The organism is Micromonospora sp. NPDC005161 (assembly GCF_053599855.1).
On the sequence record NZ_JBSFYQ010000015.1, the window covers coordinates 65307 to 87150 of the forward strand.

The window sequence follows — 21844 nt, forward strand, 5'->3', positions numbered from 1 at the left end:
CGGTCGTCAAACGCGCCGACGAGGGCCGATCGGCCGGAAGTTCAGCCAGTCAGGCGTTCTGACCAGGGCACGACCGGCCGGTCACCGCCGGCGAACACCGCGGCGTGCACCGCTCGGGCCAGCGGGGCGCCCCAGGCGGAGCGCGGCCCGCCGTACGCGGCCTCCGGCCCGTCCACCGGGCAGAGCACGGTGACCGAGTCGGTCGGCGTGCCGGTTCCCGGCAACCCCAGCTCCCTGATCGCCTGGGTCTTGGCCTCGGTCGCGGTGGCCACCGCGTTGACCAGAGCTGAATCGGCGAGCCGCGCCGGCACGTACACCACGATGTTGACCGTGCCGACCCGTTGGGTGAGCGCGGCCGGGGCCGGCGCGGCGGCCGGCACCGGAATGCCGAGCCCGACCGTCGCCCAGGCCCGAACGCCGGTGTCGGTCCGGGTCACCACCTCGCCCACATCGACGCCGGTCAGCAGGCCCACCCCGGGCCCGTCGAGGGCCATGTCGGTGGCGAGCGAGGCCAGATGCGCGCCCGGGTCGTCCCGGTCGTACGACATGGGCACGGTGGCGTTGAGCACCCAGCGCCGGACGCCGATCCCACCGCCCAGCGGGCCGCTGCTGACGGCACGCAGGGGCCCGTCAGCGCGCCAGACGAGCAGCGGGATGTCCCGCCCGTCCTCGGTGCGGCTGGTCAGAGTCGGCTCGCTCAGCACGTCGGGCAGGTTACGCCCACCGATCAAGATTCCAGGGGCGACCTCTGATTCGTGCTCACGTGCGCCTAGACTTGGCGGCGCGCGAGGGGATCAGCGGACGGCGGACCCGGCCGACGGACGGCACGCGCAACCGGAGGTGGGCGATGGACGAGGTACTGGCCCGCAGCGGGATCTTCCAGGGTGTAGACCCGGAGGCTGCCGAGGCGCTCGCCAAGGAGATGGAGACGATCGAGGTCCGCAAGGGCGAGGTCGTCTTCAATGAGGGCGAGCCCGGTGACAGCCTCTATATCCTGCTGTCTGGGAAGATCAAGGTTGGCCGCCGCGCGGCGGACGGCCGGCAGAACCTGATCGCGGTGATGGGCCCGTCGGACATGGTCGGTGAGCTGTCGCTCTTCGACCCCGGTCCGCGTACGGCGACCGCCACCGCGGTGACCGACACCCGGCTGGTGCGGCTGCGCAAGCAGGCGCTGCGACCGTGGCTGAACAACCGTCCGGAGATCGCCGAGCAGCTGCTCCGGGTGCTCGCCCGGCGGCTGCGCCGGACCAACGACTCACTCGCCGACCTGATCTTCACGGACGTGCCGGGTCGGGTCGCCAAGAACCTGCTCCAGATGGCCGGCCGGTTCGGCACCCGCGACGGTGGCGTGCTGCGGGTGACCCACGACCTCACCCAGGAGGAGATCGCCCAGCTCGTCGGCGCCTCCCGGGAGACGGTCAACAAGGCGCTGGCCGACTTCGCCTCCCGCGGCTGGCTGCGGCTGGACGGCAAGAGCATCATCATCCTGGACCCGGAGCGTCTGGCCCGCCGCGCCCGCGTCTGAGCAGCACGTCCGTCCCCGCCCGCCGTCGATGACGGCAGGCGGGGACTTTCGTTGCGCCTGATGCTCACCGCTTCCTCGTCTGCCCGGCGCAGAATCGCTGGACGGGACGCCGGTCCGGCCGGAGGGTGGAGCGATGCTGAGCCGAGTCGCTGTCCTGTCCGACATCCACGGGGTGCTGCCCGCACTGGAGGCGGTGCTGGCCGAGCCGGACGTCGCCGCCGCCGACCTGATCGTGCTCACCGGCGACATCGCCGCCGGCCCGCAACCGGTCGAGGTGCTCGACCTGCTCGCCGGCCTCGGCGACCGGATCTGCTGGGTCGGGGGCAACGCCGACCGCGAGCTGGTCGAGGCCCGCGCCGGCCGGCCCGCCTCGATCGAGGTGTCGAACTGGGCCGCCGGGGAGTTGCGTGAGGACCAGGTCGCTCGGCTCGCCGCGTTGCCGACGACGGTGACCCTGGAGATCGACGGCCTCGGCCCGACGCTGTTCTGTCACGCGACGCCCCGCGACGACGAGGAGGTCGTGCTCGTCGACTCCCGGATGGCACGCTGGTCGGAGGTGTTCGCCGGCCTCCCGCCGGAGATCGGAACGGTGGTCTGCGGCCACACCCACATGCCTTTCACCCGCCTGGTCGACCGCCGCCTGGTGGTCAACGCGGGCAGCGTCGGCATGCCGTACGGCGGAGCGGGCGCGTGGTGGGCACTGCTCGGGCCGGGGGCGCAACTGCGCCGCACCGCGTTCGACGTGGACGCGGCCTGCGCTCGGGTGGCCGCTGAATCCACTTTCCCCGATGCCGTCGCCTGGGTCGACGAGTACCTGCGCTCCCAGTACAGCGATGCGGAGGCGCTGGCGGTCTTCGCTCCCCGCGACGGTCGCTGACACCGGTCCCGCCTACCGCGCCCGGGGCGAACCCGCAGCCGGCTCGGGCTTGGAGGTTTCCTCTGCGCCTGTAGAGCTGCCCCAGATCTGGGACGGCCGCGCGTGTCCCCCGGCCAGCCCGGCACACCGACCTGGCAGGCGCCCCGACCTGCCGCGGGTGACCTGGAGGGCGTCCCATTCCTGGGGCAGCTCTACAGGCTCACGGAGCGCCGTCACCGACCGGCCTCCTCCAGAGGCAGCATCCGTCGTCGCGGAAGCCTAGAAAAAGTCAGTCTTGACTGTTTGTTTCGGAGGCCGCAGGCTATGCCCGTGTCCACCGCATCGACGCGTGTCCCTCAGCAGGAGCGCAGTCGGGCCACCCAGGCCCGGCTGCTGGAGGCGACCGTCGACTGTCTGGTCGAGCACGGCTGGTCCGGCACCACCACGACCGTCGTCGCAGCCCGGGCCGGTGTCTCGCGAGGCGCTCAGCTGCACCACTACCCCACCAAGGCCGCGCTGGTCACGGCCGCCGTCGCCCACCTGGCCGAGCGTCGAGCCGACGAGCTGCGCACCGAGGCGGAGGCGTTGCCGGCCGGGCCGCAGCGGCTGGACCGGGTCATCGACCTGCTCGGCGTGGCCTTCACCGGGCCGCTCTTCGTGGCCGCGCTCGAACTCTGGGTCGCCGCCCGCACCGACCGGGAGCTTCGGGACGCCCTCGTCCCCCTGGAGGCGACGGTCGGCCGGGAGATGCACCGACTCACCGTCGCCCTGCTCGGCGTCGACGAGCGCCGCCCCGGCGTCCGGGAAGCGGTGCAGGCCACCCTCGACCTGCTTCGTGGGCTGGGCGTGGCGAACCTGCTCAACGACGACTCGGCTCGGCGCACCGCCCTGTTGACCACCTGGAAGCGCCAGCTCGCCACTCTGCTCACGCCCTGACCGCCGGCCGCACCGGCCCGCACCAACCGGAGGCACCATGGTCGACCTCAGCGACCTGCTCACGGACCTGGCCGACGAGTCCGCCCAGCTGGACGCCCTGGTGGCTCCGCTGCCGGCGGCCGACTGGGCTCGGCCGACCCTCGCGCCGGGCTGGAGCATCGGGCACCAGGTCGCCCACCTCGCCTGGACCGACCACGTGGCGCTGCTGGCCGCCACCGATGCGGCGGCCTTCTTCGCGACGGTGAGCGCCGCACCCGACCCGGCCCGCATGGTCGACCACGGCGCCGAGCAGTTCCGCGCCCCGCCGGCGGAGCTGCTGACCCGCTGGCGCGCCGGCCGGACGGCGCTCGCCGCCGCGCTGGCCGCCGTCCCGGCCGGCGAGAAACTGCCCTGGTACGGCACCCGGATGTCGGCCACCTCCATGGCGACCGCCCGGATCATGGAAACCTGGGCGCACGGCGAGGACGTGGCCGACGCGCTCGGCGTCGCCCGCCCCGCCAGCGACCGGCTCCGACACGTGGCGCACCTCGGCGTGCGTACCCTCGGGCACGGCTTCGCCGCGCACGGCCGACCGGCACCGACGGCGCCGGTCCGGGTCGAGTTGACCGGGCCCGGCGGCGACACCTGGAGTTGGGGTCCGGCGGACGCCGCCGACCGGCTGACCGGCCCGGCCCGGGACTTCTGCCTGCTGGTCACCCAGCGCCGGCACCGCGCGGACCTCGCCCTGCTGGCCACCGGGCCGGTCGCCGACGAATGGCTCGACGTGGCGCAGGCCTTCGCCGGCTCGCCGGGCGCCGGCCGGGAGCCGTCCGCGACGCCGGCCGGTGGGCACGGAGTACGCGCGTGATCCGCATCGGCAACGCCTCCGGCTTCTACGGTGACCGGTTCACCGCCTGGCGGGAGATGCTCGACGGCGGCGAGCTGGACGTGCTGACCGGCGACTACCTGGCCGAGCTGACCATGCTGATCCTCGGCCGGGACCGGCTGCGCGACCCCGATCTGGGCTACGCGAAGACGTTCCTGCGCCAGCTGGAAACCTGCCTCGGCACCGCCCTCGACCGGGGGACGCGGATCGTGACGAACGCCGGTGGGTTGAACCCGGCCGGCCTGGCCGCCGCCATCGATCGGCTCGCCGGTCGGCTGGACCTGCCGGTGCGGGTCGGGTACGTCGAGGGCGACGCCATCCAACGGCCCGACGCGCTGACGGCGAACGCCTACCTGGGCGCGTTCGGGATCGCCGCCTGCCTCGACGGCGGGGCGGACGTGGTGGTCACCGGGCGGGTGACCGACGCGTCGCTGGTGGTCGGCCCGGCCATCGCCCACTACGGGTGGGGTCGAGACGACCTGGACGAGCTCGCCGGGGCGACCGTGGCGGGGCACCTCGTCGAGTGCGGCGCGCAGGTCACCGGCGGCAACTTCAGCTTCTTCACCGAGCTGCCCGACAGCGGGCACCGGCCTGGCTTCCCGATCGCCGAGGTGCACCCGGACGGCTCCACGGTGGTCACCAAGCATCCGGGCACCGGCGGTGCGGTGACGGTGGAGACGGTCACCGCCCAGTTGCTCTACGAGGTCGGTGGGCCGGCGTACCTGGGGCCGGACGTGGTGACCCGGTTGGACAGCGTGAACCTGCGCCCGGACGGGCCGGACCGGGTCCGGGTCGCCGGCGTCCGGGGCACGCCGCCGCCGGCCACCCTCAAGGTGGGCGTCAACAACCTCGGTGGCTTCCGTAACTCGATGACGTTCGTGCTCTGCGGGCTGGACATCGAGGCGAAGGCGGCACTGGTCCGGGGGCAGGTCGAGGAGGCGGTGGGCAAGGACGGGCTGGAGTTCGTGCTGGCCCGGACCGACCATCCGGACGCCGTCGACACCGAGGCGGCCAGCGCGCTGCTCCACGTCCACCTGCGCGACAGCGACCGGATGCGAGCGGGCCGGGCGTTCTCGGCCGCCGCGGTGGAGTTGGCGCTCGCCTCGTACCCGGGTTGCACGCTGACCACCCTGCCGGGCGACGCCACCCCGTACGGCGTCTTCACCGCCGACACGGTGCCGCAGGACGCGGTTGCGCACGTCGCGGTGCTGCCCTCCGGCGAGCGGGTGCCGATCGCGCCACCGCCGAACACGTGTTTGCAGGGGCCCCCTGTACAACAAAATCCGATAAGAAGGGGCCCTTCCTTATCGCGGACCCGACGCGGGGCGCTCGGCGAGCTGGTCGGTGCGCGCTCCGGCGACAAGGGCGGCGACGCCAACCTCGGTGTCTGGGCGCGCTCCGACGCCGGGTACGCCTGGTTGCGCCACTGGTTGACCGTCGAACGGCTGGCCGAGCTGCTGCCGGAGACGGCGCCGCTGGCGGTGCAGCGGTACGAGCTGCCGAACCTGCGTGCGGTCAACTTCGTGATCGAGGGCCTGCTCGGGGCCGGGGTGGCCGCGTCCACCCGGTTCGACCCGCAGGCCAAGGCGCTCGGCGAGCTGCTGCGCTCGCGGACCGTCGACCTGCCGGTCGACGTGCCGATCGGGCCCACGGCATCGGGCGGGGAGGCAGCGTGAGCATCGTGGACACCCCGGAGCGGCGACAGCTGCGCGAGCTGACCCGGGCCTTCGTGACGCGGGAGGTGCTGCCGCACCTGGACGAGTGGGAGCGGGCCGGCGAGGTCCCCCGGGCGCTGCACGCCACCGCCGCGAAGCTCGGCCTGCTCGGCATCGGCTTCCCCGAGTCCGTGGGCGGCAGCGGCGGCGACCTGCTCGACTCGATCCTCGTGACCGAGGAGCTGATCCGCTCCGGCGGCTCGTCCGGCCTGGTCGCGGCCCTGTTCACGCACGGCATCGCGCTGCCGCACATGGTTGCGGCGTCCGGTGCGCGTACCGGCGGGTCGCTGGGCGGCCGGCTCGGCGGCGTGTCGAAGCCGGGGGACGACGACCTGATCGAGCGGTACGTCCGGCCCACCCTGGCCGGCACGATGATCGGAGCGCTGGCGATCACCGAGCCGGACGGCGGTTCGGACGTGGCCGGCATCCGTACCACCGCCCGTCGGGACGGCGACCACTACGTGGTCAACGGGTCGAAGACCTACATCACCAGCGGGCACCGGGCGGACTTCGTGACCACCGCGGTCTGCACCGACTTCCCGGGCAGCGGCGAGCTCAGCCTGCTGGTCATCGACAAGGGCAGCCCCGGGTTCACCGTGGGGCGCCGGCTCGAGAAGCTGGGCTGGCACTGCTCGGACACGGCCGAGCTCTCCTTCGTCGACGTACGGGTGCCGGTGGCCAACAGGATCGGCGCGGAGAACACCGGCTTCCTGGCGATCATGCAGCACTTCGCCGCGGAGCGGCTCTCGCTGGCCACCCAGGCGTACGCCACGGCGCAGCGCTGCGTCGAGCTGGCGGTGCGCTGGTGCCGGGATCGGGAGACCTTCGGCCGTCCGCTGGCCAGCCGGCAGCTGGTCCGGCACCGGCTGGCCGAGATGCACACCCGGGCCGAGGCGGCCCGGTCGTACGTGCACGAGGTGGCCGGCCGGGTGGCGGCCGGCGAGCCGGTGGTGACCGAGGTGGCGATGGCGAAGAACGTCGCCGTGGCGGCCTGCGACCACGTCGTCGACCAGGCGTTGCAGCTGCACGGCGGCTTCGGCTACCTGCGCGACGCCGAGGTGGAACGGCACTACCGGGACGCCCGGATCCTCGGCATCGGCGGCGGCACCACCGAGATCATGAACGAGATCATCGCGAAGGGCATGGGCCTGTGAGCGCGAGGAGTGAGCCGGGTTTGCGAGCCCCGCAGTCGCGAGCGAAGGAGATGCATTGAGCACCCTGGACAGCGCGATCGACCCGTCAGCACCCGGGTACGCGGCGAACCGGGCGGCGTTGCTGGACCGGCTGGCCGAGCTGGACGCCGCGCTGGACCAGGCCCGGGCCGGCGGCGGCGAGAAGTACGTGACCCGGCACCACGCCCGCGGCAAGCTGCTCCCCCGGGAGCGGATCGAGCTGCTGGTGGACGCCGACAGCCCGTTCCTGGAGCTGTCGCCGGTCGCCGCCTACGGCACGGACTTCCCGGTCGGGGCCAGCGTGGTCACCGGCATCGGCGTGGTCGAGGGCGTCGAGTGCCTGATCATCGCCAACGACCCGACGGTCCGCGGCGGCGCGGTCAACCCGTGGTCCCTCGCCAAGACCCGGCGGGCCGGGGAGATCGCGCTGGCCAACCGGCTGCCGATGGTCAATCTGGTCGAGTCAGCCGGGGCGGACCTGCCCACCCAGGCGGAGATCTTCATTCCGGGCGGCCGGGTGTTCCGCGACCTCACCCGGCTCTCCGCGGCGGGCATCCCCACGGTCAGCGTGGTCTTCGGCAACGCCACGGCCGGTGGGGCGTACGTGCCGGGGATGTCCGACCACGTGATCATGATCCGGGACCGGTCGCAGGTCTACCTGGCCGGGCCACCGCTGGTGAAGATGGCGACCGGCGAGGTCACCGACGACGAGTCACTGGGCGGCGCGGCGATGCACGCGGGCACGTCCGGGCTCGCCGACTACCTGGCCGAGGACGAGCGGGACGGCGTCCGACTGGCCCGGCAGTGCGTCCGCCGGCTGAACTGGCGCAAGCAGGGCCCGCCACCGCGCACGGCTGTCCCGCAGCCGCCGAAGTACGACCCGGAGGAGCTGCTCGGCATCGCCAGCGCAGACCTCAAGGTGCCGTTCGACCCGCGCGAGGTGCTGGCCCGGATCCTGGACGGCAGCGACTTCGACGAGTTGAAGCCGGCGTACGGTGACGCGCTGGTCACCGGCTGGGGCGAGCTGCACGGGTATCCGGTGGGCGTCCTGGCCAACGCCCGGGGGGTGTTGTTCAGCGAGGAGGCGCAGAAGGCGGCGCAGTTCATCCAGCTCGCCAACGCCGCAGACACCCCGCTGGTCTTCCTTCAGAACACCACCGGCTACATGGTCGGCACCGAGTACGAGCAGCGCGGAATCATCAAGCACGGCGCCCTGATGATCAACGCGGTGTCCAACTCCACGGTGCCGCACCTGACGGTGAACCTGGGCGCCTCCTACGGGGCCGGCAACTACGGCATGTGCGGCCGGGCGTACGAGCCGAGGTTCCTGTTCACCTGGCCGAACGCGAAGTCTGCGGTGATGGGCCCGGCGCAGCTCGCCGGCGTGCTGTCCATCGTGGCCCGGCAGGCCGCCGCCGCAGGCGGGCGCGACTACGACGAGGAGTCCGACGCGGCGATGCGGATGATGGTCGAGCAGCAGATCGAGTCGCAGTCCGGGGCGCTGTTCCTCTCCGGCCGGCTCTACGACGACGGGGTGATCGATCCCCGGGACACCCGGACCGTCCTCGGGCTCTGCCTCTCGGCGATCCACAACGGACCGGTGAAGGGCGCCGACGGCTTCGGTGTCTTCCGGATGTGAGGGGCTCGCTCATGATTCGCAGACTGCTCGTGGCCAACCGGGGTGAGATCGCCCGCCGTGTCTTCGCGACCTGCCGGGCGCTCGGCGTGGAGACGGTCGCCGTGCACTCGGACGCGGACGCCGCCGCGCCGTTCGTCGCCGAGGCCGACCAAGCGGTGAGGCTGCCGGGAAACACGCCGGCCGAGACGTACCTGCGGGTCGAGAAGATCCTGGATGCGGCCCGCCGCAGCGGCGCGGACGCCGTCCATCCGGGCTACGGCTTCCTGGCCGAGAACGCCGAGTTCGCGGCGGCGGTGACCGACGCCGGGCTGACCTGGGTGGGGCCGCCGGCCAAGGTGATCGCCGCGATGGGCGACAAGCTGGCGGCGAAGGCGCTGCTCGCCGAGGCGGGCGTGCCGATGCTGCCCAGCTGGACCGACACCGACGAGATCAGCGACTTCCCGGTGCTGGTCAAGGCGGCCGCCGGCGGCGGCGGGCGCGGGATGCGGATCGTCCGGGACGCCGGGGAGCTTGCCGAGGCCGTCGCCTCGGCGCGGCGCGAGGCGGCCGCGGCGTTCGGCGACGGCACGGTCTTCATCGAGCGGTACGTCGAGCGCGGCCGGCACGTCGAGGTGCAGATCCTCGGTGACGCCCGCGGTCGGGTGGTGTCCATCGGCGACCGGGACTGCTCGATCCAGCGCCGGCACCAGAAGATCGTCGAGGAGGCGCCGGCGGTCGTCCCGGAGCGGGTGCGGACGGCGTTGCACGAGGCGGCGGTCGCCGCCGGTCGCGCGGTCGACTACCTGGGCGCCGGCACGGTGGAGTTCCTGCTCGCCCCGAACGGGGAGTTCTTCTTCCTGGAGATGAACACCCGACTCCAGGTGGAGCATCCGGTCACCGAGCTGTGCACCGGGCTGGACCTGGTCGGGCTGCAACTGCTCGTCGCGGAGGGGGAGCCGCTGCCGGCGACGCTGCCGGGCAGCACCGGGCACGCGATCGAGGTACGCCTCTGCGCCGAGGACGCGGCCGCGAACTGGCGGCCGGCCACCGGCACCCTGCACCGGTTCACGGTCCCCGGGGTGGCCTCCGAGTTCGGCGCGCTGGCCGCCCCCGGGCTGCGGCTCGACTCGGGCGTGGTGGCCAATTCGACCGTCGGCGTGCACTACGACTCGATGCTGGCGAAGCTGGTCGCCTGGGGCCGGACCCGGGCCGAGGCGACCCGGCTGCTGGCCACCGCGCTGTCCCGCGCTGAGCTGCACGGGGTGACCACCAACCGGGACCTGCTGGTCCGGGTGCTGCGCAGCCCCGCATTCGCCGCCGTGGAGATCGACACCGGGTTCCTGGACCGGCATTCCGAGGTCTTCACCCCGCTGCTCCCCGCCGACCGGCTCCCGCTGGCCACGCTCGCGGCGGCTCTCGCCTCCGCCGCCGGTCGTCGCGCCGATGCTCGGGTGCTGGCCGGGCTGCCGTCGGGCTGGCGCAACGTGCCGGCCGTCCCGCAGGTCACCCGGTTCACCGGCCCCGACGGCGAGATCGAGGTCCGCTACCGGCTGGACCGTACGGGCGGGCTGGCGGAATGGTCCGCCGAGCCCAGCGCCGCCGACCCCGCTGTGGCGCTGGTCGAGGCCACCCCGGGCCGGGTGGTGCTCGACGTCGACGGGGTGCGGTGCGCGTACCGCGTACACCGGGTGGGGTCGGCGGTCTTCGTGGACGGCCCGGACGGGCCGGCGAGCCTTGCCGAACTGCCGCGTTTCCCGCTGCCCACCGCGGAGCTGGCCGCCGGGTCGCTGCTCGCGCCGCTGCCCGGCGCGGTGACCCGGGTGCACGTGCAGGTCGGCCAGCGGGTCACGGCCGGCGATCCGCTGCTCACGCTGGAAGCGATGAAGCTGGAACATCCCGTGCTCGCCCCGACCGACGGCGTCGTCGCCGAGCTGCCGGTGCCGGCCGGCGGTCAGGTCCGCACCGGCGCCGTGCTGGCCGTGGTCAATCCTGAGGAGGACCCCCGATGACCTTCGACCTCACCCCCGAGCAGGACCAGCTGCGCGACGCCGTGCGGGCACTTGGCCGCCGCTATGGTCATTCCTATTTCGTAGCGAAAGCGAAATCGGGGGAACACACCACCGAGCTGTGGGCCGAGGCCGGCCAGCTCGGCTACCTGGGGGTCAACATCCCCACCGAGTACGGCGGCGGGGGCGGCGGCATCACCGAGCTGGCCATCGTCTGCGAGGAGCTGGCGGCGGCCGGCTGCCCGCTGCTGCTGCTGGTCGTCTCCCCCGCCATCGCGGCCACCGTCATCAACCGGCACGGCACCGAGGAGCAGCGCAAGCGGCACCTGCCGGGCCTCGCCGACGGCTCCCAGAAGATCGTTTTCGCGATCACCGAGCCGGAGGCCGGCTCCAACTTCCACCGGCTGGGCACGGTGGCCCGCCGCGACGGTGACGGCTGGCTGATCTCCGGCCGCAAGTGCTACATCTCCGGGGTCGACGAGGCCGGCCATGTGCTGGTCGTGGCCCGCACCGAGGATTCGTCCACCGGAAAGCTCAAGCCGGCGCTGTTCCTCGTGCCGACCGACGCGGCCGGTCTGACCCGGTCCAAGCTGGACATGGAGATCCTGTCCCCGGAGAACCAGTTCCTGCTCTACCTGGACGACGTGCGGGTGCCCGCCGACGCGCTGGTCGGCGAGTCGCTGGACGCCGGGCTGCCGGCCCTCTTCGCCGGGCTCAACCCGGAGCGGATCACCGTCGCCGCGATGGGCGCCGGCACCGGCCGGTACGCCATCGAGCGGGCCAGTGACTACACCGCCACCCGCAAGGTCTGGGGCGGCCGCAGCATCGGCTCACACCAGGGAGTGTCGCACCCGCTCGCGCACGCGGCGGTGCAGGTCGAGCTGGCCCGCTTGATGATCCAGAAGGCGGCCACCCTGTACGACGCCGGCCGCGACCTGGAGGCCGGGGTGGCCGGCAACATGGCCAAGTACGCAGCCGGGGAGGCCGCCGCGCTCGCCGTGGACACCGCCGTCCAGGTGCTCGGCGGCGCCGGCATGACCACCGAGTACGGGGTGGCCACCCTGCTCGGAGCGGTCCGGGCCGGCCGGATCGCCCCGGTCAGCCGGGAAATGATCCTCAACTTCGTGGCCCAGCACGTCCTCGGTCAGGAGAAGTCGTACTGACCGGCCCACTTCGCGGTTACGCGCCTTGGGAGCCCGGCCGTTCCCGGTAGTGGAGTACGGCCACGGCCACTGCGAAGAGCAGCGCGGGCACCAGCACCAATGTCAGCCCCTGCGCAGGGGTGAGCGCATCGAGGACGCCATCGTGGGTTCCACGCTCGAGGAACGTCCCCGTGGTCCCAAGCCCCAGTCGGGTGAGCAGCAGCGTGACGCCCACCGGGACAACCAGCGCGAGGAGGCGCCGTCGCAGCACCGCCGGCGTGGACAGGATGACGAGGGCGAAGAGCAGGTATCCCACACTCAGCAGAATCGCTTCGATCTGGCCGACGCCGACGGTGAATATCCAGGAGGTTCGAACGGGTTCCGTCCAGCGGTCGGCAAATGCAACGGTGGCGATGCTCGGGGCACCGACGCTGACCAGCGTCGCCGCAGCCAGCAGGCCAAGCCGCCAGCGTGCGATGCCAGCTGTGCCGGAGCCGGGAGCGCGGACGACAAGCGCCACGGGGACCATCCCGGCCAGCACCGCCGGCCAGAGATTGAACACCGTGGAATATTGCCCATACTCCCCGGCGACCCGCACCACCTCGAACGCCGCAGCGCATACGGCGGTCGCGGCTGCTGTCCGGCTCCACCGCAATGCTGCCAACATCGCCACGACGAGCCACACCCCGGAGCCGAGCCACGACGGCCAGGAGACGACCTCCTGACCGAGCCCAAACGGATGGCCGTCCGCGAGCAGGGCGAGGTGCAACACCGGAAGGCGCGCGGCGCGCGCGAACAGCACCAGCGAGGCGATCAGACCCAGTACCGCTGCGGCTTCCCGCCAGGCATCGACCGAGAGTCGGGCATCCAGTTGGCGGACGTGCGCACGGAACGCCCCGCCGACCAGGGCGAGCACGTCGCGCGCCGCGGGCCTTCGCTGGTCGGGCGCCGCGTCGTCCAGCAGCACCCCGAGCATCTCGTCCTCGTACTGTTGGCGGTACTCACGGGGATAGCAGGCCAACAGCCACCGGTAGACCTGGTCCAATCTCACGCCGCGCCGCCTTCGAAGATGAGGCCGGCACGGCGAAGTCGCACGTTCGCCGCCTCGGCGTTGCTCCGCAGGCGCGCCGACTCCTCGGCCAAGCGTCGCGCGCCGGGCGCGGTGAGTCGGTAGTACCGGCGCAACCTGGACTGCACCTGCTCCTCGCGATCAATGTCGATGAGGCCCTCGGTTCGCAGCCGATCCAGGGCCGCATAGAGGGTGCCGGCGCGCAGGTCAACGCGCCCGTCGGAGATCCGGCGGACCTCATCGAGGACTGCGTACCCGTGCCGTGGGGCCTCGACGAGCGCGGTAAGGATCAGATAGGTCGACTCTTGCATGGAAGCACTCGCCATGATCACAGCATATACCGATCGACTGTATATACGACAGCTTCTCCTGCACGGACGGCAGGTCCGGCTGCTGCCGGCTGTCGCAGCCGGCGGCGGCGGCCAGGGTGAGGGTCAGGGCGACCGCCAGTGTCGTCGCGACCGAGCGGAGCCGGGACTGGGCAGTGCGTGTGTTCATGGGCGACCTCGCTGACGGAACCGGCCTGCGGGACACCGAGAGTAGCGATTTCGGTCCACTCCGTGTGCGCGCCGATCGGTCCGGTCGGTGGGGCCGGCTGGTGGCGTCGACCGGCACGTCGGACGGCTCTGTGGTTGACAGCAGGCCCTGTGACGACATGCTGGAGGGGTGAGTCGATTGTCCAGGTCCGACGCGCGGACGGTAGCGGTGGTCGCGGCGCTGGGAGCCCTTGCGCTGCTGGTCACGCTGGTCGTCTGGCGCCGCCAGGATCTTCTCGGCGTGGCCCTCGCGTTGCTCTGCGTCCTGCTGACCATGGTGGCCGGGGTGTCCGTGTCCGCCGCCCGGCAGGGCGACGACCCGGAGCCGGTGGACCGTCCGTTCGCCGCCGGGCCGCCGGAGTTGAGGCCGTACGGGATCGACGCTGACACGCTCGAAGCTCTGGACAGCCGGGACGCGTTGCGTGCGGTGCGTGACCGGCGGCGCGGGTTGGGCGGGCTCAGCGACCGGTGAGTGTGGGCGCGGTGAGCGCGTCGACGCCCCGCCCGGCCAGGCACCGGTAGGTCCGGTCGACGCTGCCGTCCACCGGCGGCAGCACCTCCAGGTGCCAGCCGACCGGGTCGCTGATCGCCGTGGTCAGTCGGAAGGTGGTCGTGCTGCACACCTGGCGCACCGGCTCGGCCGCGACCACGTCGTCGTATTCGGCGCCGACCAGGGACACCGGCAGGACGCCCTCGGCGTACGTCTCCCAGGTGTGCCGTCCGGTGCAGGGGACGCGGGCCGCCTCGGCGCGGGTGCCGCGGATCCGCACCGGGCCGAAGCACTCCAGCTCGGGCAGGCAGTGGGCGCCCTCGGGCAGAGCGGTCGGCGCGCCGGTGCCGGTCGTGCAGCCGGGCAGCGGCCCGGTCGCTGGCGCGGCGACCCGGCTGACCGAGGGGGACGGCTCGGGCGGTGGGCCGCTGCCGGCCATCCAGGCGCCGGCGCTGGCCGAGGCGGCGAGCGCGAGCGCCCCGGCACCGCCGAGGAACCAGCGCCGCCAGCGCCGACCGGCGGGGACCGTCGGGTGGACGTCCTCAACCGGGGGGCGCGGCGCCGGCTGGCCGGCGGCGTAGCCCGTTCCGCCGCTGACCGGGGCACCGCTGACCGGCGTCGACGGCGGGCCGAGCGGCAGGCTGGCGAGCAGCTCGTGCAGTTCGAGAGCGGAGGGCCGATCGGCGGGGTCGTTGGCCATGCCGGCGCGGAGTACGTCGATCAGCTCGTCCGGCACGCCGGGCAGGCGGGGAAGCGGTTGGTTGAACATCTCCAGCACGGTGACGAGGCTGGGGTTTCGCTCGGACTGCCAGCGTGGCGGCCGACCGTGCATCACCGCGTAGAGGGTGGCGCAGAGCGCGTACACGTCGACGGCCGGCGACGGTGGGCTGTGGTTGAACATCTCCGGCGGCGCGTACGCCGGGGTGAGCACCTCCAGGGTGACCGAGGCGTCGCGGTGCTCCGCGAGCACGGCCAGCCCGAAGTCGGCGAGCACCGCCGAGTTGAAGCCCGAGTAGAGGATGTTGGCCGGCTTGACGTCGCGGTGCAGCACCCCGGCCGCGTGCGAGTGGGCCAGCGCGTCAGCGATCTTCAGGCCGAGGTCGCGGGCCTCGACCGGGCCGAGCGGCGAGGTGCGCATCCGTTCGGCGTAGGAGCCGTCGCAGAGTTCCATGATCAGGTAGGGGTGCTGATCGACGGTGACCCCGACGTCGAAGAGGTCGACCACGTGCGGGTGTGACGACATCCGCCCCGCCGCCCGCGCCTCGCGCAGGAAGCGGGCCTGGTCACGCTCGCTGTCCAGCGTGCGGTTCTCCACCTTGACGGCGACCTCGCGGCCCACCGAGATCTGGGTGGCCTGGTAGACGGTCGCGTAACCACCCCGGGCAAAGACCCGCAAGTCGGTCAGACCGGGCACATTCGGCACCGGCAAGCCGCCGGTCGGGGTGTCGGTCACTGCTCGAAAATACCCAACCCTGCCGGTGGCTCAGCGCACCGCGTCCGCCGGAGCGGCACCGGCCGCGCCGGGCCCCTCTCCGACATCGCCGGCCACGTCTGTGCCATCAGCCGTCGCAGCGGTGTGTTCCTCCGTCGCGCCAGCGCCGGCCGGCGCACTCCTACGGGCGTCCAGGCGCAGGCCGACGGCGGTGGCCAGCGCGCCAAGGCCCTCCCAGGCAGCCACCCCGAAGAACCGGTCCGGAGCGATCTCGGCCAGCACCGCGATGCTGAACACGGTGAACGTGACCAGCCGGAAGACCACTGTGAACCGGTAGAACGCCCGCCACTCGGTCACCGTGGCGAGCAGGTAGTAGACGCCCATGTTGAACGACGCCATCGAGGACGCCAGCAGGAAGGTGCCGGTGTGGTCACCGACGGCACGGCTGGCCGGCACGTCGAACCCGAGCATGCGCAGCAGCTCCTCCGGCCAGAGCAGCCCGAGCGCACCCATCAGCAGCGCCAGCACACCGAAGACCGCGATGGTCCAGCCCGCGACGGAACGCGGCAGCTTCATGGAGAGCCTCCCCAGGCACGGCGACGGTCACCACTGTGGACCCCGCACGGTGTTGACACGCTAGCCGCTCACCCCGACCACCACATCCCCGAAACCGTCAATAACCCACCCCCACCACGCCAGCCCCCCGATCGGCGCGGGCCGCGGGGAGAGCGCCGGGTCAGGGGGTGGCGGTGAGGCGGGCGCGCAGGGCATCCGCCTCGGCGCGTTCGCTGCGCTGCTCGGTGGCGTACGCCAGGCGCACCGCCTCGTCCGCACAGGACAGGGCCTCCGCCGGGCGACCGCAGGCGGCCAGCGCCTCGGCCAGCACGCTGGCCGCGATCACCTGGCTGCGTACGTCCTCGGCCGGTGCGGTGACCGCCCGCCGTGCCCAGTCCAGCGCCTGGTCCCGCTGACCGTGGGCGAGCAGCGCCGACGCGTACCGGGCCATCGTCTGGCGGCGGGAGAAGAGCAGCGATGGCGCGTTCGCGGCGGCGGTGGCCACCGGGGCGAGCAGCCCGACCGCGGTCGCCGAGTCGCCAGCCGCCAGCCGGGCGGTCGCCAGCAGCACCCGGGGCGCGACCTGCGCCGGGGCCTGCGGGTTGTGCGGCTCCACAGCGGTCAGCACCGCGCGGGCGGCCTGCTCGGCGGTCTCGCAGTCACCCATGTCCAGCGCCACGAAGCCCCGCAGCGTGCCGGCCATCCCGGTGAGCAGCGGGTGCGAGGTCCGGTCGGCGTACGCCAGGGCGTCGGTGAGCAGGTCGGCCGCGTGTTCCGGCTCCCCCAGCCCGCGCGCCACCACGGCCCGGACCACCAGCGCGAACCCGCGCCCCCAGTCGTCGGAGGCAGCGACGAACTCCCGGTAGGCGCGCCGGGCCTCCCGGTCCGCCTCGGCCAGGTCGCCCAGCTCGGCGGTGGCGAACGCCGCCACCGCCCGCAGGGTGCCCACCGCCCACGCCTCGCCGACCCGCTCGCCGAAGGGCAGGAAGACCCGCGCCAGCCGGCCCGCCTCGCGCAGCCGGCCCGCCAGCAGCCGGGCGAACGCCGCCGTGCCCCGCAGCCAGGCCCGCCCGTACGGATCCTTCAACTCGGCGAAGAGCCGTGCGGCCCGGCCGAGCACCGCGTCGGTGCCGGCGAAGTCGCCCCGGGTGGTGGTCACCCAGGCCAGGTTCTGCAACGACCAGGCCTGCCCGCGCCGGTCCTGTGCGCCGAGGCTCACCTGGTACGCGGCGGCCAACCGGCTGCTCGCCTGGCTCAGCCGCCCGGTCACGAAGTCGGCCATGCCGAGCCGCCGCATCGCCGAGGCGCGCAGGGTGGGCAGGCCGCCGTCCGTGGCCACCTGCAACGCCTCCTGCCAGGCGGCCACCGCCCGGCCCTGGTCGCCGAGGGTCTGCTGGGCCTGCCCGGCGAGCAGCAGGGCGCTGGCCCGAACGGCTTCGTCCCCCGCGTTCGCGGCGATCTTCTCGGCGTAGGCGAGCGCGTCGACGACCCGGCCGATCTGAAGCAGCGCCCGAGCGTGCACCACCCGGTCCGCCGCCGGCACCCCGTCGCGGGCCAGTTCGGTGGCGCGCTCGGCGTACTCCACGGCCAGCGCCGGCTCGCCGGCCGACAACGACCGGCGGGCGGCCCGGCCCAGCGCGGCGACCCCGAGCGGGGCCACGGCGCGGGCCGGCGCGTCCGGGCGCAGCTTCACCGCGTCCGCGAGCCTGGCGGCCCGCTCCACATGGGTGGCCACGAAGTCGTCCCGGGCCTCGTCGGTGAACCCGCCCGGCGTGCCGACGGCGACCTCGTCCCGCGGCGCCGCCCAGCGGGCCAGCGCGGCGTGCCGCTCGGCCAGCTCCGCCTTGCTCACCCCGGCGTACGCGGCTTCCCGCATCAGCGGAGTGGCGAACGCGTAGCCGAGGCGGGTGCGGTGCAGCATCCGGCGTTGCAGCAGCTCATCGACGGCCCGGTCGAGTTCCACCGCGGCCACGGCCGAGGGCCGGCCATCGCGGCCGCCGTGCTGCTCACGCAGCGCCTCCAACGCACCGGTGGGCACCGCGTCACCGATGACCGCGGCGTCGCGCAGCACCGAGCGGGCGTCCGGTGGCAGCGCGTCGATCCGGGCGGCGAGCACCGCGGCGAGGTCCCGGGAGAGCAGCCGGCTGCCCAGCGAGCCGGGCACCAGCCGCCAGCCGGCCGTCGAGCCCTGGTCCCGCTCGCCGGACCCGGCGCGGACACCGCGGGCCGGCTCCACCGTGGTCAGCGCCCCGCGCTCGATCAGCAGGGTGACCAGCTCGGCCAGGTAGAACGGGTTGCCCTGGGCGGTGGCGAGCAGCCGGTCCGTGTCGGCCGGCGGCAGCTTGCCACCACCGAGGTAGCTGGTGAGCAGCCGGGCCGCGTCGGCACCGCGCAGCGGCGGCAGGGAGTGCACCTCGGCATCCGCGACCCGGGTCAGCGCGCCGGCGGTACGGACCAGCTCGGGGCGGCCGAGCAGCAGCACCAGCACCGGGCCGGTGAGCCGGGACAGGGTCAGCCCGAGGGCGCGGATCGTCTCGGCGGTGGCGTCGTGCAGGTCGTCCACCACGATCACCAGCGGCGCCTCGGCGGCGAGCCCGCTGAGCAGGTCGGCGACCGCGTTCGGCACCGCCTCGGCGTCGGCCGCTGGCGCGCCCGCGCCCCACTCGCCGTTGTCGGTGCCGCCGTGCGCGGGAAGTTCGGCGTAGCCAAGCAACGCGAGCAGCTGGTCGGTGGCGATCGGTGCGGTCTCTCCACCGGCGCGGGCGAGCCGCTGGCTGAGCCGGCGAAACCGTTCCTCGACCGCCGGCCGGGTCAGCGCGGTGGCCGCGTCACTGGGCAAACCGACCGCGGCGCGGACCAGATCGGCCAGCGGCGCGAGCCGGCGCCGCTCACCGAAGGCGGCGCAGCGCACCGAGAGCACCCGGGCGCCGGTGTGCGCAGCGTACCGGCCGGCGCCGACGTCGTATCCGGCGGCGAGCCGTTCCACCTCGGCGGCGAAGCGGGACTTGCCGATGCCCGCCTCGGCGGTCATCAGCAGCACCCGCGGGTCACCCTGGTCGATCACCTCGGCGAGCCGGCCGGCGAGCCGGCCGATCTCGGTCTCCCGGCCCACGTAGGGCGCCTCGTCGCCGAGCCCCGACCGGGTGCCCGGCGCGTCCAGCAGACCCAGCAGCTCGTACGCCTCGACCGGTTCGCGCTTGCCCTTGAGCCGCAGCGGGCGCAGGGCACGCCATGAGGCCACGTGCCGGGTGGCGGCGGAGGTCCTTCCACCGGCGTAGACCGCGCCGACCGCCGCGGCGTCAGCCAGCCGGGCGGCGGTGTTCACCGTGTCCCCGATGACCGTGTACTCGATGGCGGCCTGGATGCCCGCGATGACGTCGCCGGTGTTCAGCCCGACCCGCAGCCCGAGCGGCGCGCCGCCGCCCCGCTCGTCGTCGAGCACCCGGCGGACAGCCCGCTGCATCGAAAGGGCGGCCCGGACGGCACGTTCCGCGTCGTCCTCGTGCGCCACCGGAGCACCGAAGACTGCCATGATCCCGTCACCGGTCAGCTTGTCGACGTGCCCGCCGAAGGTCTTCACCGCGCCGGCGAGGGCGGCGAGCACCCGGTCGGTGACCGCCCCGACGCGTTCCGGGTCGAGGTCCTCCGACCAGGAGGTGAATTCGGAGAGGTCGCCGAAGAGCACGGTGACCACCCGGCGCTCGGCCGCCGGCAACGTCGCGGCGGCCGGCAGCGCCGCCCCGCAGTTGTGGCAGAACCGCGCGCCGGGGACGGCGACGGTTCCGCACACGGGGCAGGTCACGTCTGCTCCAACCCACTGACCCGGGGCTCGGATTCCCCGGTGCCGACCCCCAGGTACTCAAGCTGGGCGCGGACCGACCACTCGGCGGCCCACCAGAGGGAGCGGTCCACGTCCGCGTAGACCGCGGCGACCACCTCACCGGGGGTGTGGGCGCCCGCGGCGACGGCCGCCCGGACCTGGTCGAGACGGGCCCGGCGGTGGGCGAGGTAGAACTCAGCGGCGGCGGCGCAGTCAGCCAGCGCCGGGCCGTGCCCGGGCAGCGCCGGGACCCCGCGGTACGCGGAGAGCAACTCCAGGCTGGTCAGGTAGTCGCCGAGGTGCCCGTCGGGGTGCGCCACCACGGTGGTGCCCCGGCCGAGGATGGTGTCACCGGTGAGCACCACCCGCTCGTCGCCGCACTCGACCAGGAAGCAGACCGAGTCGCCGGTGTGCCCCGGGGTGCCCAGCAGGCGAATCTCCAGGCCGAAGCCGCCCAAGTGCTCGCCCGAATCGGTCAACGGCTCACCGCCGATGGTGTGCGCCGCGTCGACGGCGAGGACGTGCACGCCGCCGAGGAGCTCACTCAGGCGGGCGGAACCCTCGGTGTGGTCGGGATGGCCGTGGGTGATCAGGATCAGCCCGATCGGGCCGTGTTCGGCGATCCGGGCCAGGTGCCCCTCGTCCGCCGGCCCCGGGTCGACCACGACGCCGTACTCCGCCGTCGGGGCGCGCAGCACCCAGGTGTTGGTGCCGTCGAGGGTCATCGGACCCGGGTTCGGCGCACGCAGCAGCGTCACCCAGCTCGGCAGCTCGTCGGCGAGCGCCGCCGCCGGCGCCGTCACGTGCCCGCTCATGGCTGCGATCGTACGGCCCCGCGCGCCACACCCCGCGATCTTGCACTTGCGGTCCCTGATTCGTCCCCGTTCGGGGCTTTCATCGGCCAGGAAGCGCACGACCGCGGGGCCGGCGACGCGTCAGGCGACCTCGAGGATCAGCTCGACCTCCACCGGCGCGTCCAGGGGAAGCTCGGCCACCCCGACGGCGCTGCGGGCGTGGCGGCCGGCCTCACCGAAGACGGTGCCCAGCAGATCGGAGGCGCCGTTGATCACCGCGGGCTGGCCGGTGAAGCCGGGCGCGGAGGCCACGAACCCGGTCAGCTTGACCACCTTGACCACGTTCTCCAGACCGACCAGCGAGTCGACCGCCGCCAGCGCGTTGAGCGCGCACCGCTGGGCCAGATCCTTCGCCTGCTCGCCGGAGATACCGGCGCCGACCTTGCCGGTGGCCAGCAGCTTGCCCTCGGCCATCGGCAGCTGCCCGGAGACGTACACGTGCTGGCCGGACTGCACGGCCGGTACGTAGCTGGCCACCGGCGGCACCACCTCGGGCAGTTCGAGACCCAGCTCGGCGAGCTTCGCGTGTGGACCGTTGCTCATGCCTTGGGCCGCTTCAGGTACGCGACCAGCTGGTCCGGGTTCGGCCCGGGGACCACGGCGACGAGTTCCCACCCGTCCTCGCCCCAGTTGTCGAGGATCTGCTTGGTCGCATGGACCAGCAGCGGGACCGTGGAGTATTCCCACTTCTGCATCGCTGGAGGGCTCCCTCTCGGTGCGGACGTATTCGAGGCACAGCCTACGGTCCGCTGGCGGGGCGAGGTGCGGGACGCTGCTCCGGCGCGGCCGGCAGCTCACCGCAGGGCCCCTCGTGCTCGTACCCCTGGGGGCAGCGGGAGCGGTCGGGCAGCAGCAGGTCGCAGAAGACCCGATGCCGGTTGTTCCGGTCGTCGGCGTTGGAAACGGTGGTCTCACCGGCGTCCAGCTCCGGCAGGAAACCCAGGGACACCGCGACCCGACAGGCCAGCGCGGTCGCCGCCGCCAGGTCGGGCACCCGGATCGGCAGGTGGATGACGAAGCCCGGCTCCTCGTCGCCCCGGCCCCGCTCGGCGGGGCGACCCGACGCGAGGACCACCTCCGTCGGCTCCGGCACCCGGCGGTACGACCGCTCGTTGACCGGCAGGCTGCCGATCGGCCCGTCAGCCTCGCCCCGGGACCCGGACCGGCGCAGCCGGTCGTTGGTCGGGAACTGGGTGCGAGGGATGTTGTCCACGTCGCGCATGCACTGCCTCCGGTCGTACCTGTCGGATCAC

The 21844-nt window shown here is 73.5% G+C and carries 20 protein-coding genes; 10 read left to right on the forward strand and 10 right to left on the reverse strand.

Translation table 11 applies throughout. From position 1 onward, the window contains the following. Positions 1 to 41: 41 nt before the first annotated feature. Positions 42 to 704 carry an adenosylcobinamide amidohydrolase gene (locus ACWD5O_RS16780; protein ID WP_450085860.1) on the reverse strand — a complete coding sequence of 221 codons (663 nt, stop codon included), beginning with the start codon at positions 702 to 704 and terminating at the stop codon, positions 42 to 44. 143 nt (positions 705 to 847) lie between these two features. Here ACWD5O_RS16780 and ACWD5O_RS16785 point away from each other — a divergent pair, with 143 nt between their 5' ends. From ACWD5O_RS16785 to ACWD5O_RS16825, 9 genes are all read left to right on the forward strand, one after another. Beyond that, the gene (locus ACWD5O_RS16785) at positions 848 to 1525 is read left to right on the forward strand and encodes a Crp/Fnr family transcriptional regulator (protein WP_007073398.1); all 678 of its coding nucleotides are present in this window, start codon (positions 848 to 850) and stop codon (positions 1523 to 1525) included. 133 nt (positions 1526 to 1658) lie between these two features. After that, positions 1659 to 2402 carry a metallophosphoesterase family protein gene (locus ACWD5O_RS16790; RefSeq protein WP_354963405.1) on the forward strand — a complete coding sequence of 248 codons (744 nt, stop codon included), beginning with the start codon at positions 1659 to 1661 and terminating at the stop codon, positions 2400 to 2402. 309 nt (positions 2403 to 2711) lie between these two features. Beyond that, positions 2712 to 3317, forward strand: coding sequence for a TetR/AcrR family transcriptional regulator (locus ACWD5O_RS16795; protein WP_074318993.1), 606 nt, complete (start codon positions 2712 to 2714; stop codon positions 3315 to 3317). A gap of 37 nt (positions 3318 to 3354) precedes the next feature. Then, positions 3355 to 4164, forward strand: coding sequence for a TIGR03084 family metal-binding protein (locus ACWD5O_RS16800; protein ID WP_450085861.1), 810 nt, complete (start codon positions 3355 to 3357; stop codon positions 4162 to 4164). 56 nt (positions 4165 to 4220) lie between these two features. Further along, positions 4221 to 5858, forward strand: coding sequence for an acyclic terpene utilization AtuA family protein (locus tag ACWD5O_RS16805; protein ID WP_450085892.1), 1638 nt, complete (start codon positions 4221 to 4223; stop codon positions 5856 to 5858). Then, positions 5855 to 7051, forward strand: a complete 1197-nt coding sequence (locus ACWD5O_RS16810; protein ID WP_354963402.1) for an acyl-CoA dehydrogenase family protein — start codon at positions 5855 to 5857, stop codon at positions 7049 to 7051. The genes ACWD5O_RS16805 and ACWD5O_RS16810 overlap by 4 nt, the downstream gene beginning before the upstream one ends. A 55-nt stretch (positions 7052 to 7106) precedes the next feature. Beyond that, a complete protein-coding gene (locus ACWD5O_RS16815) occupies positions 7107 to 8708 on the forward strand; it encodes an acyl-CoA carboxylase subunit beta (protein WP_450085862.1) in 1602 nt (533 codons plus the stop codon). Between the two features lie 11 nt (positions 8709 to 8719). Beyond that, entirely contained in the window at positions 8720 to 10696 is a 1977-nt protein-coding gene (locus tag ACWD5O_RS16820; protein ID WP_450085863.1) for an ATP-binding protein, read from the forward strand. Then, complete coding sequence (locus ACWD5O_RS16825) at positions 10693 to 11856, forward strand: acyl-CoA dehydrogenase family protein (protein ID WP_450085864.1); 1164 nt, start codon at positions 10693 to 10695, stop codon at positions 11854 to 11856. Before ACWD5O_RS16820 ends, ACWD5O_RS16825 begins: the two co-directional genes overlap by 4 nt. A 16-nt stretch (positions 11857 to 11872) precedes the next feature. On the opposite strand, the gene ACWD5O_RS16830 is transcribed toward ACWD5O_RS16825, so the two are convergent. Both ACWD5O_RS16830 and ACWD5O_RS16835 read right to left on the reverse strand, forming a co-directional pair. Further along, entirely contained in the window at positions 11873 to 12886 is a 1014-nt protein-coding gene (locus tag ACWD5O_RS16830) for a hypothetical protein (protein WP_450085865.1), read from the reverse strand. After that, positions 12883 to 13230 (reverse strand): PadR family transcriptional regulator, encoded by a 348-nt coding sequence (locus ACWD5O_RS16835; RefSeq protein WP_354963397.1) that lies wholly within the window; start codon positions 13228 to 13230, stop codon positions 12883 to 12885. The genes ACWD5O_RS16830 and ACWD5O_RS16835 overlap by 4 nt, the downstream gene beginning before the upstream one ends. 340 nt (positions 13231 to 13570) lie before the next feature. On the opposite strand from ACWD5O_RS16835, the gene ACWD5O_RS16840 reads away from it, so the two are divergent. Continuing rightward, positions 13571 to 13912 (forward strand): hypothetical protein, encoded by a 342-nt coding sequence (locus ACWD5O_RS16840; RefSeq protein WP_450085866.1) that lies wholly within the window; start codon positions 13571 to 13573, stop codon positions 13910 to 13912. On the opposite strand, the gene ACWD5O_RS16845 is transcribed toward ACWD5O_RS16840, so the two are convergent. From ACWD5O_RS16845 to ACWD5O_RS16875, 7 genes are all read right to left on the reverse strand, one after another. Then, positions 13899 to 15383, reverse strand: coding sequence for a serine/threonine-protein kinase (locus ACWD5O_RS16845; RefSeq protein ID WP_387324127.1), 1485 nt, complete (start codon positions 15381 to 15383; stop codon positions 13899 to 13901). The two genes, ACWD5O_RS16840 and ACWD5O_RS16845, sit on opposite strands and share 14 nt — an antisense overlap. 30 nt (positions 15384 to 15413) lie before the next feature. After that, positions 15414 to 15938, reverse strand: coding sequence for a hypothetical protein (locus ACWD5O_RS16850; protein ID WP_450085867.1), 525 nt, complete (start codon positions 15936 to 15938; stop codon positions 15414 to 15416). Positions 15939 to 16098: 160 nt separating this feature from the next. Then, positions 16099 to 19719, reverse strand: coding sequence for an adenylate/guanylate cyclase domain-containing protein (locus ACWD5O_RS16855; RefSeq protein ID WP_450085868.1), 3621 nt, complete (start codon positions 19717 to 19719; stop codon positions 16099 to 16101). Beyond that, the gene (locus tag ACWD5O_RS16860; RefSeq protein WP_450085869.1) at positions 19716 to 20552 is read right to left on the reverse strand and encodes an MBL fold metallo-hydrolase; all 837 of its coding nucleotides are present in this window, start codon (positions 20550 to 20552) and stop codon (positions 19716 to 19718) included. The genes ACWD5O_RS16855 and ACWD5O_RS16860 overlap by 4 nt, the downstream gene beginning before the upstream one ends. A gap of 120 nt (positions 20553 to 20672) precedes the next feature. Then, complete coding sequence (locus ACWD5O_RS16865) at positions 20673 to 21134, reverse strand: RidA family protein (RefSeq protein ID WP_354963388.1); 462 nt, start codon at positions 21132 to 21134, stop codon at positions 20673 to 20675. Continuing rightward, positions 21131 to 21286, reverse strand: coding sequence for a DUF4177 domain-containing protein (locus ACWD5O_RS16870; RefSeq protein ID WP_007466198.1), 156 nt, complete (start codon positions 21284 to 21286; stop codon positions 21131 to 21133). The genes ACWD5O_RS16865 and ACWD5O_RS16870 overlap by 4 nt, the downstream gene beginning before the upstream one ends. Positions 21287 to 21330: 44 nt before the next feature. Then, a complete protein-coding gene (locus tag ACWD5O_RS16875) occupies positions 21331 to 21813 on the reverse strand; it encodes a hypothetical protein (RefSeq protein WP_450085870.1) in 483 nt (160 codons plus the stop codon). Between the last annotated feature and the right edge of the window lie 31 nt (positions 21814 to 21844).

What these genes read in the sequence shown, in the direction of transcription:
- ACWD5O_RS16835 (WP_354963397.1), bottom strand. Translation starts at nt 13,230, where the DNA reads ATGGCGAGTGCTTCCATGCAAGAGTCGACCTATCTGATCCTTACCGCG.
- ACWD5O_RS16800 (WP_450085861.1), top strand. Translation starts at nt 3,355, where the DNA reads ATGGTCGACCTCAGCGACCTGCTCACGGACCTGGCCGACGAGTCCGCC.
- ACWD5O_RS16850 (WP_450085867.1), bottom strand. Translation starts at nt 15,938, where the DNA reads ATGAAGCTGCCGCGTTCCGTCGCGGGCTGGACCATCGCGGTCTTCGGT.
- ACWD5O_RS16785 (WP_007073398.1), top strand. Translation starts at nt 848, where the DNA reads ATGGACGAGGTACTGGCCCGCAGCGGGATCTTCCAGGGTGTAGACCCG.
- ACWD5O_RS16865 (WP_354963388.1), bottom strand. Translation starts at nt 21,134, where the DNA reads ATGAGCAACGGTCCACACGCGAAGCTCGCCGAGCTGGGTCTCGAACTG.
- ACWD5O_RS16870 (WP_007466198.1), bottom strand. Translation starts at nt 21,286, where the DNA reads ATGCAGAAGTGGGAATACTCCACGGTCCCGCTGCTGGTCCATGCGACC.
- ACWD5O_RS16790 (WP_354963405.1), top strand. Translation starts at nt 1,659, where the DNA reads ATGCTGAGCCGAGTCGCTGTCCTGTCCGACATCCACGGGGTGCTGCCC.
- ACWD5O_RS16860 (WP_450085869.1), bottom strand. Translation starts at nt 20,552, where the DNA reads ATGAGCGGGCACGTGACGGCGCCGGCGGCGGCGCTCGCCGACGAGCTG.
- ACWD5O_RS16820 (WP_450085863.1), top strand. Translation starts at nt 8,720, where the DNA reads ATGATTCGCAGACTGCTCGTGGCCAACCGGGGTGAGATCGCCCGCCGT.
- ACWD5O_RS16875 (WP_450085870.1), bottom strand. Translation starts at nt 21,813, where the DNA reads ATGCGCGACGTGGACAACATCCCTCGCACCCAGTTCCCGACCAACGAC.
- ACWD5O_RS16825 (WP_450085864.1), top strand. Translation starts at nt 10,693, where the DNA reads ATGACCTTCGACCTCACCCCCGAGCAGGACCAGCTGCGCGACGCCGTG.
- ACWD5O_RS16805 (WP_450085892.1), top strand. Translation starts at nt 4,221, where the DNA reads ATGCTCGACGGCGGCGAGCTGGACGTGCTGACCGGCGACTACCTGGCC.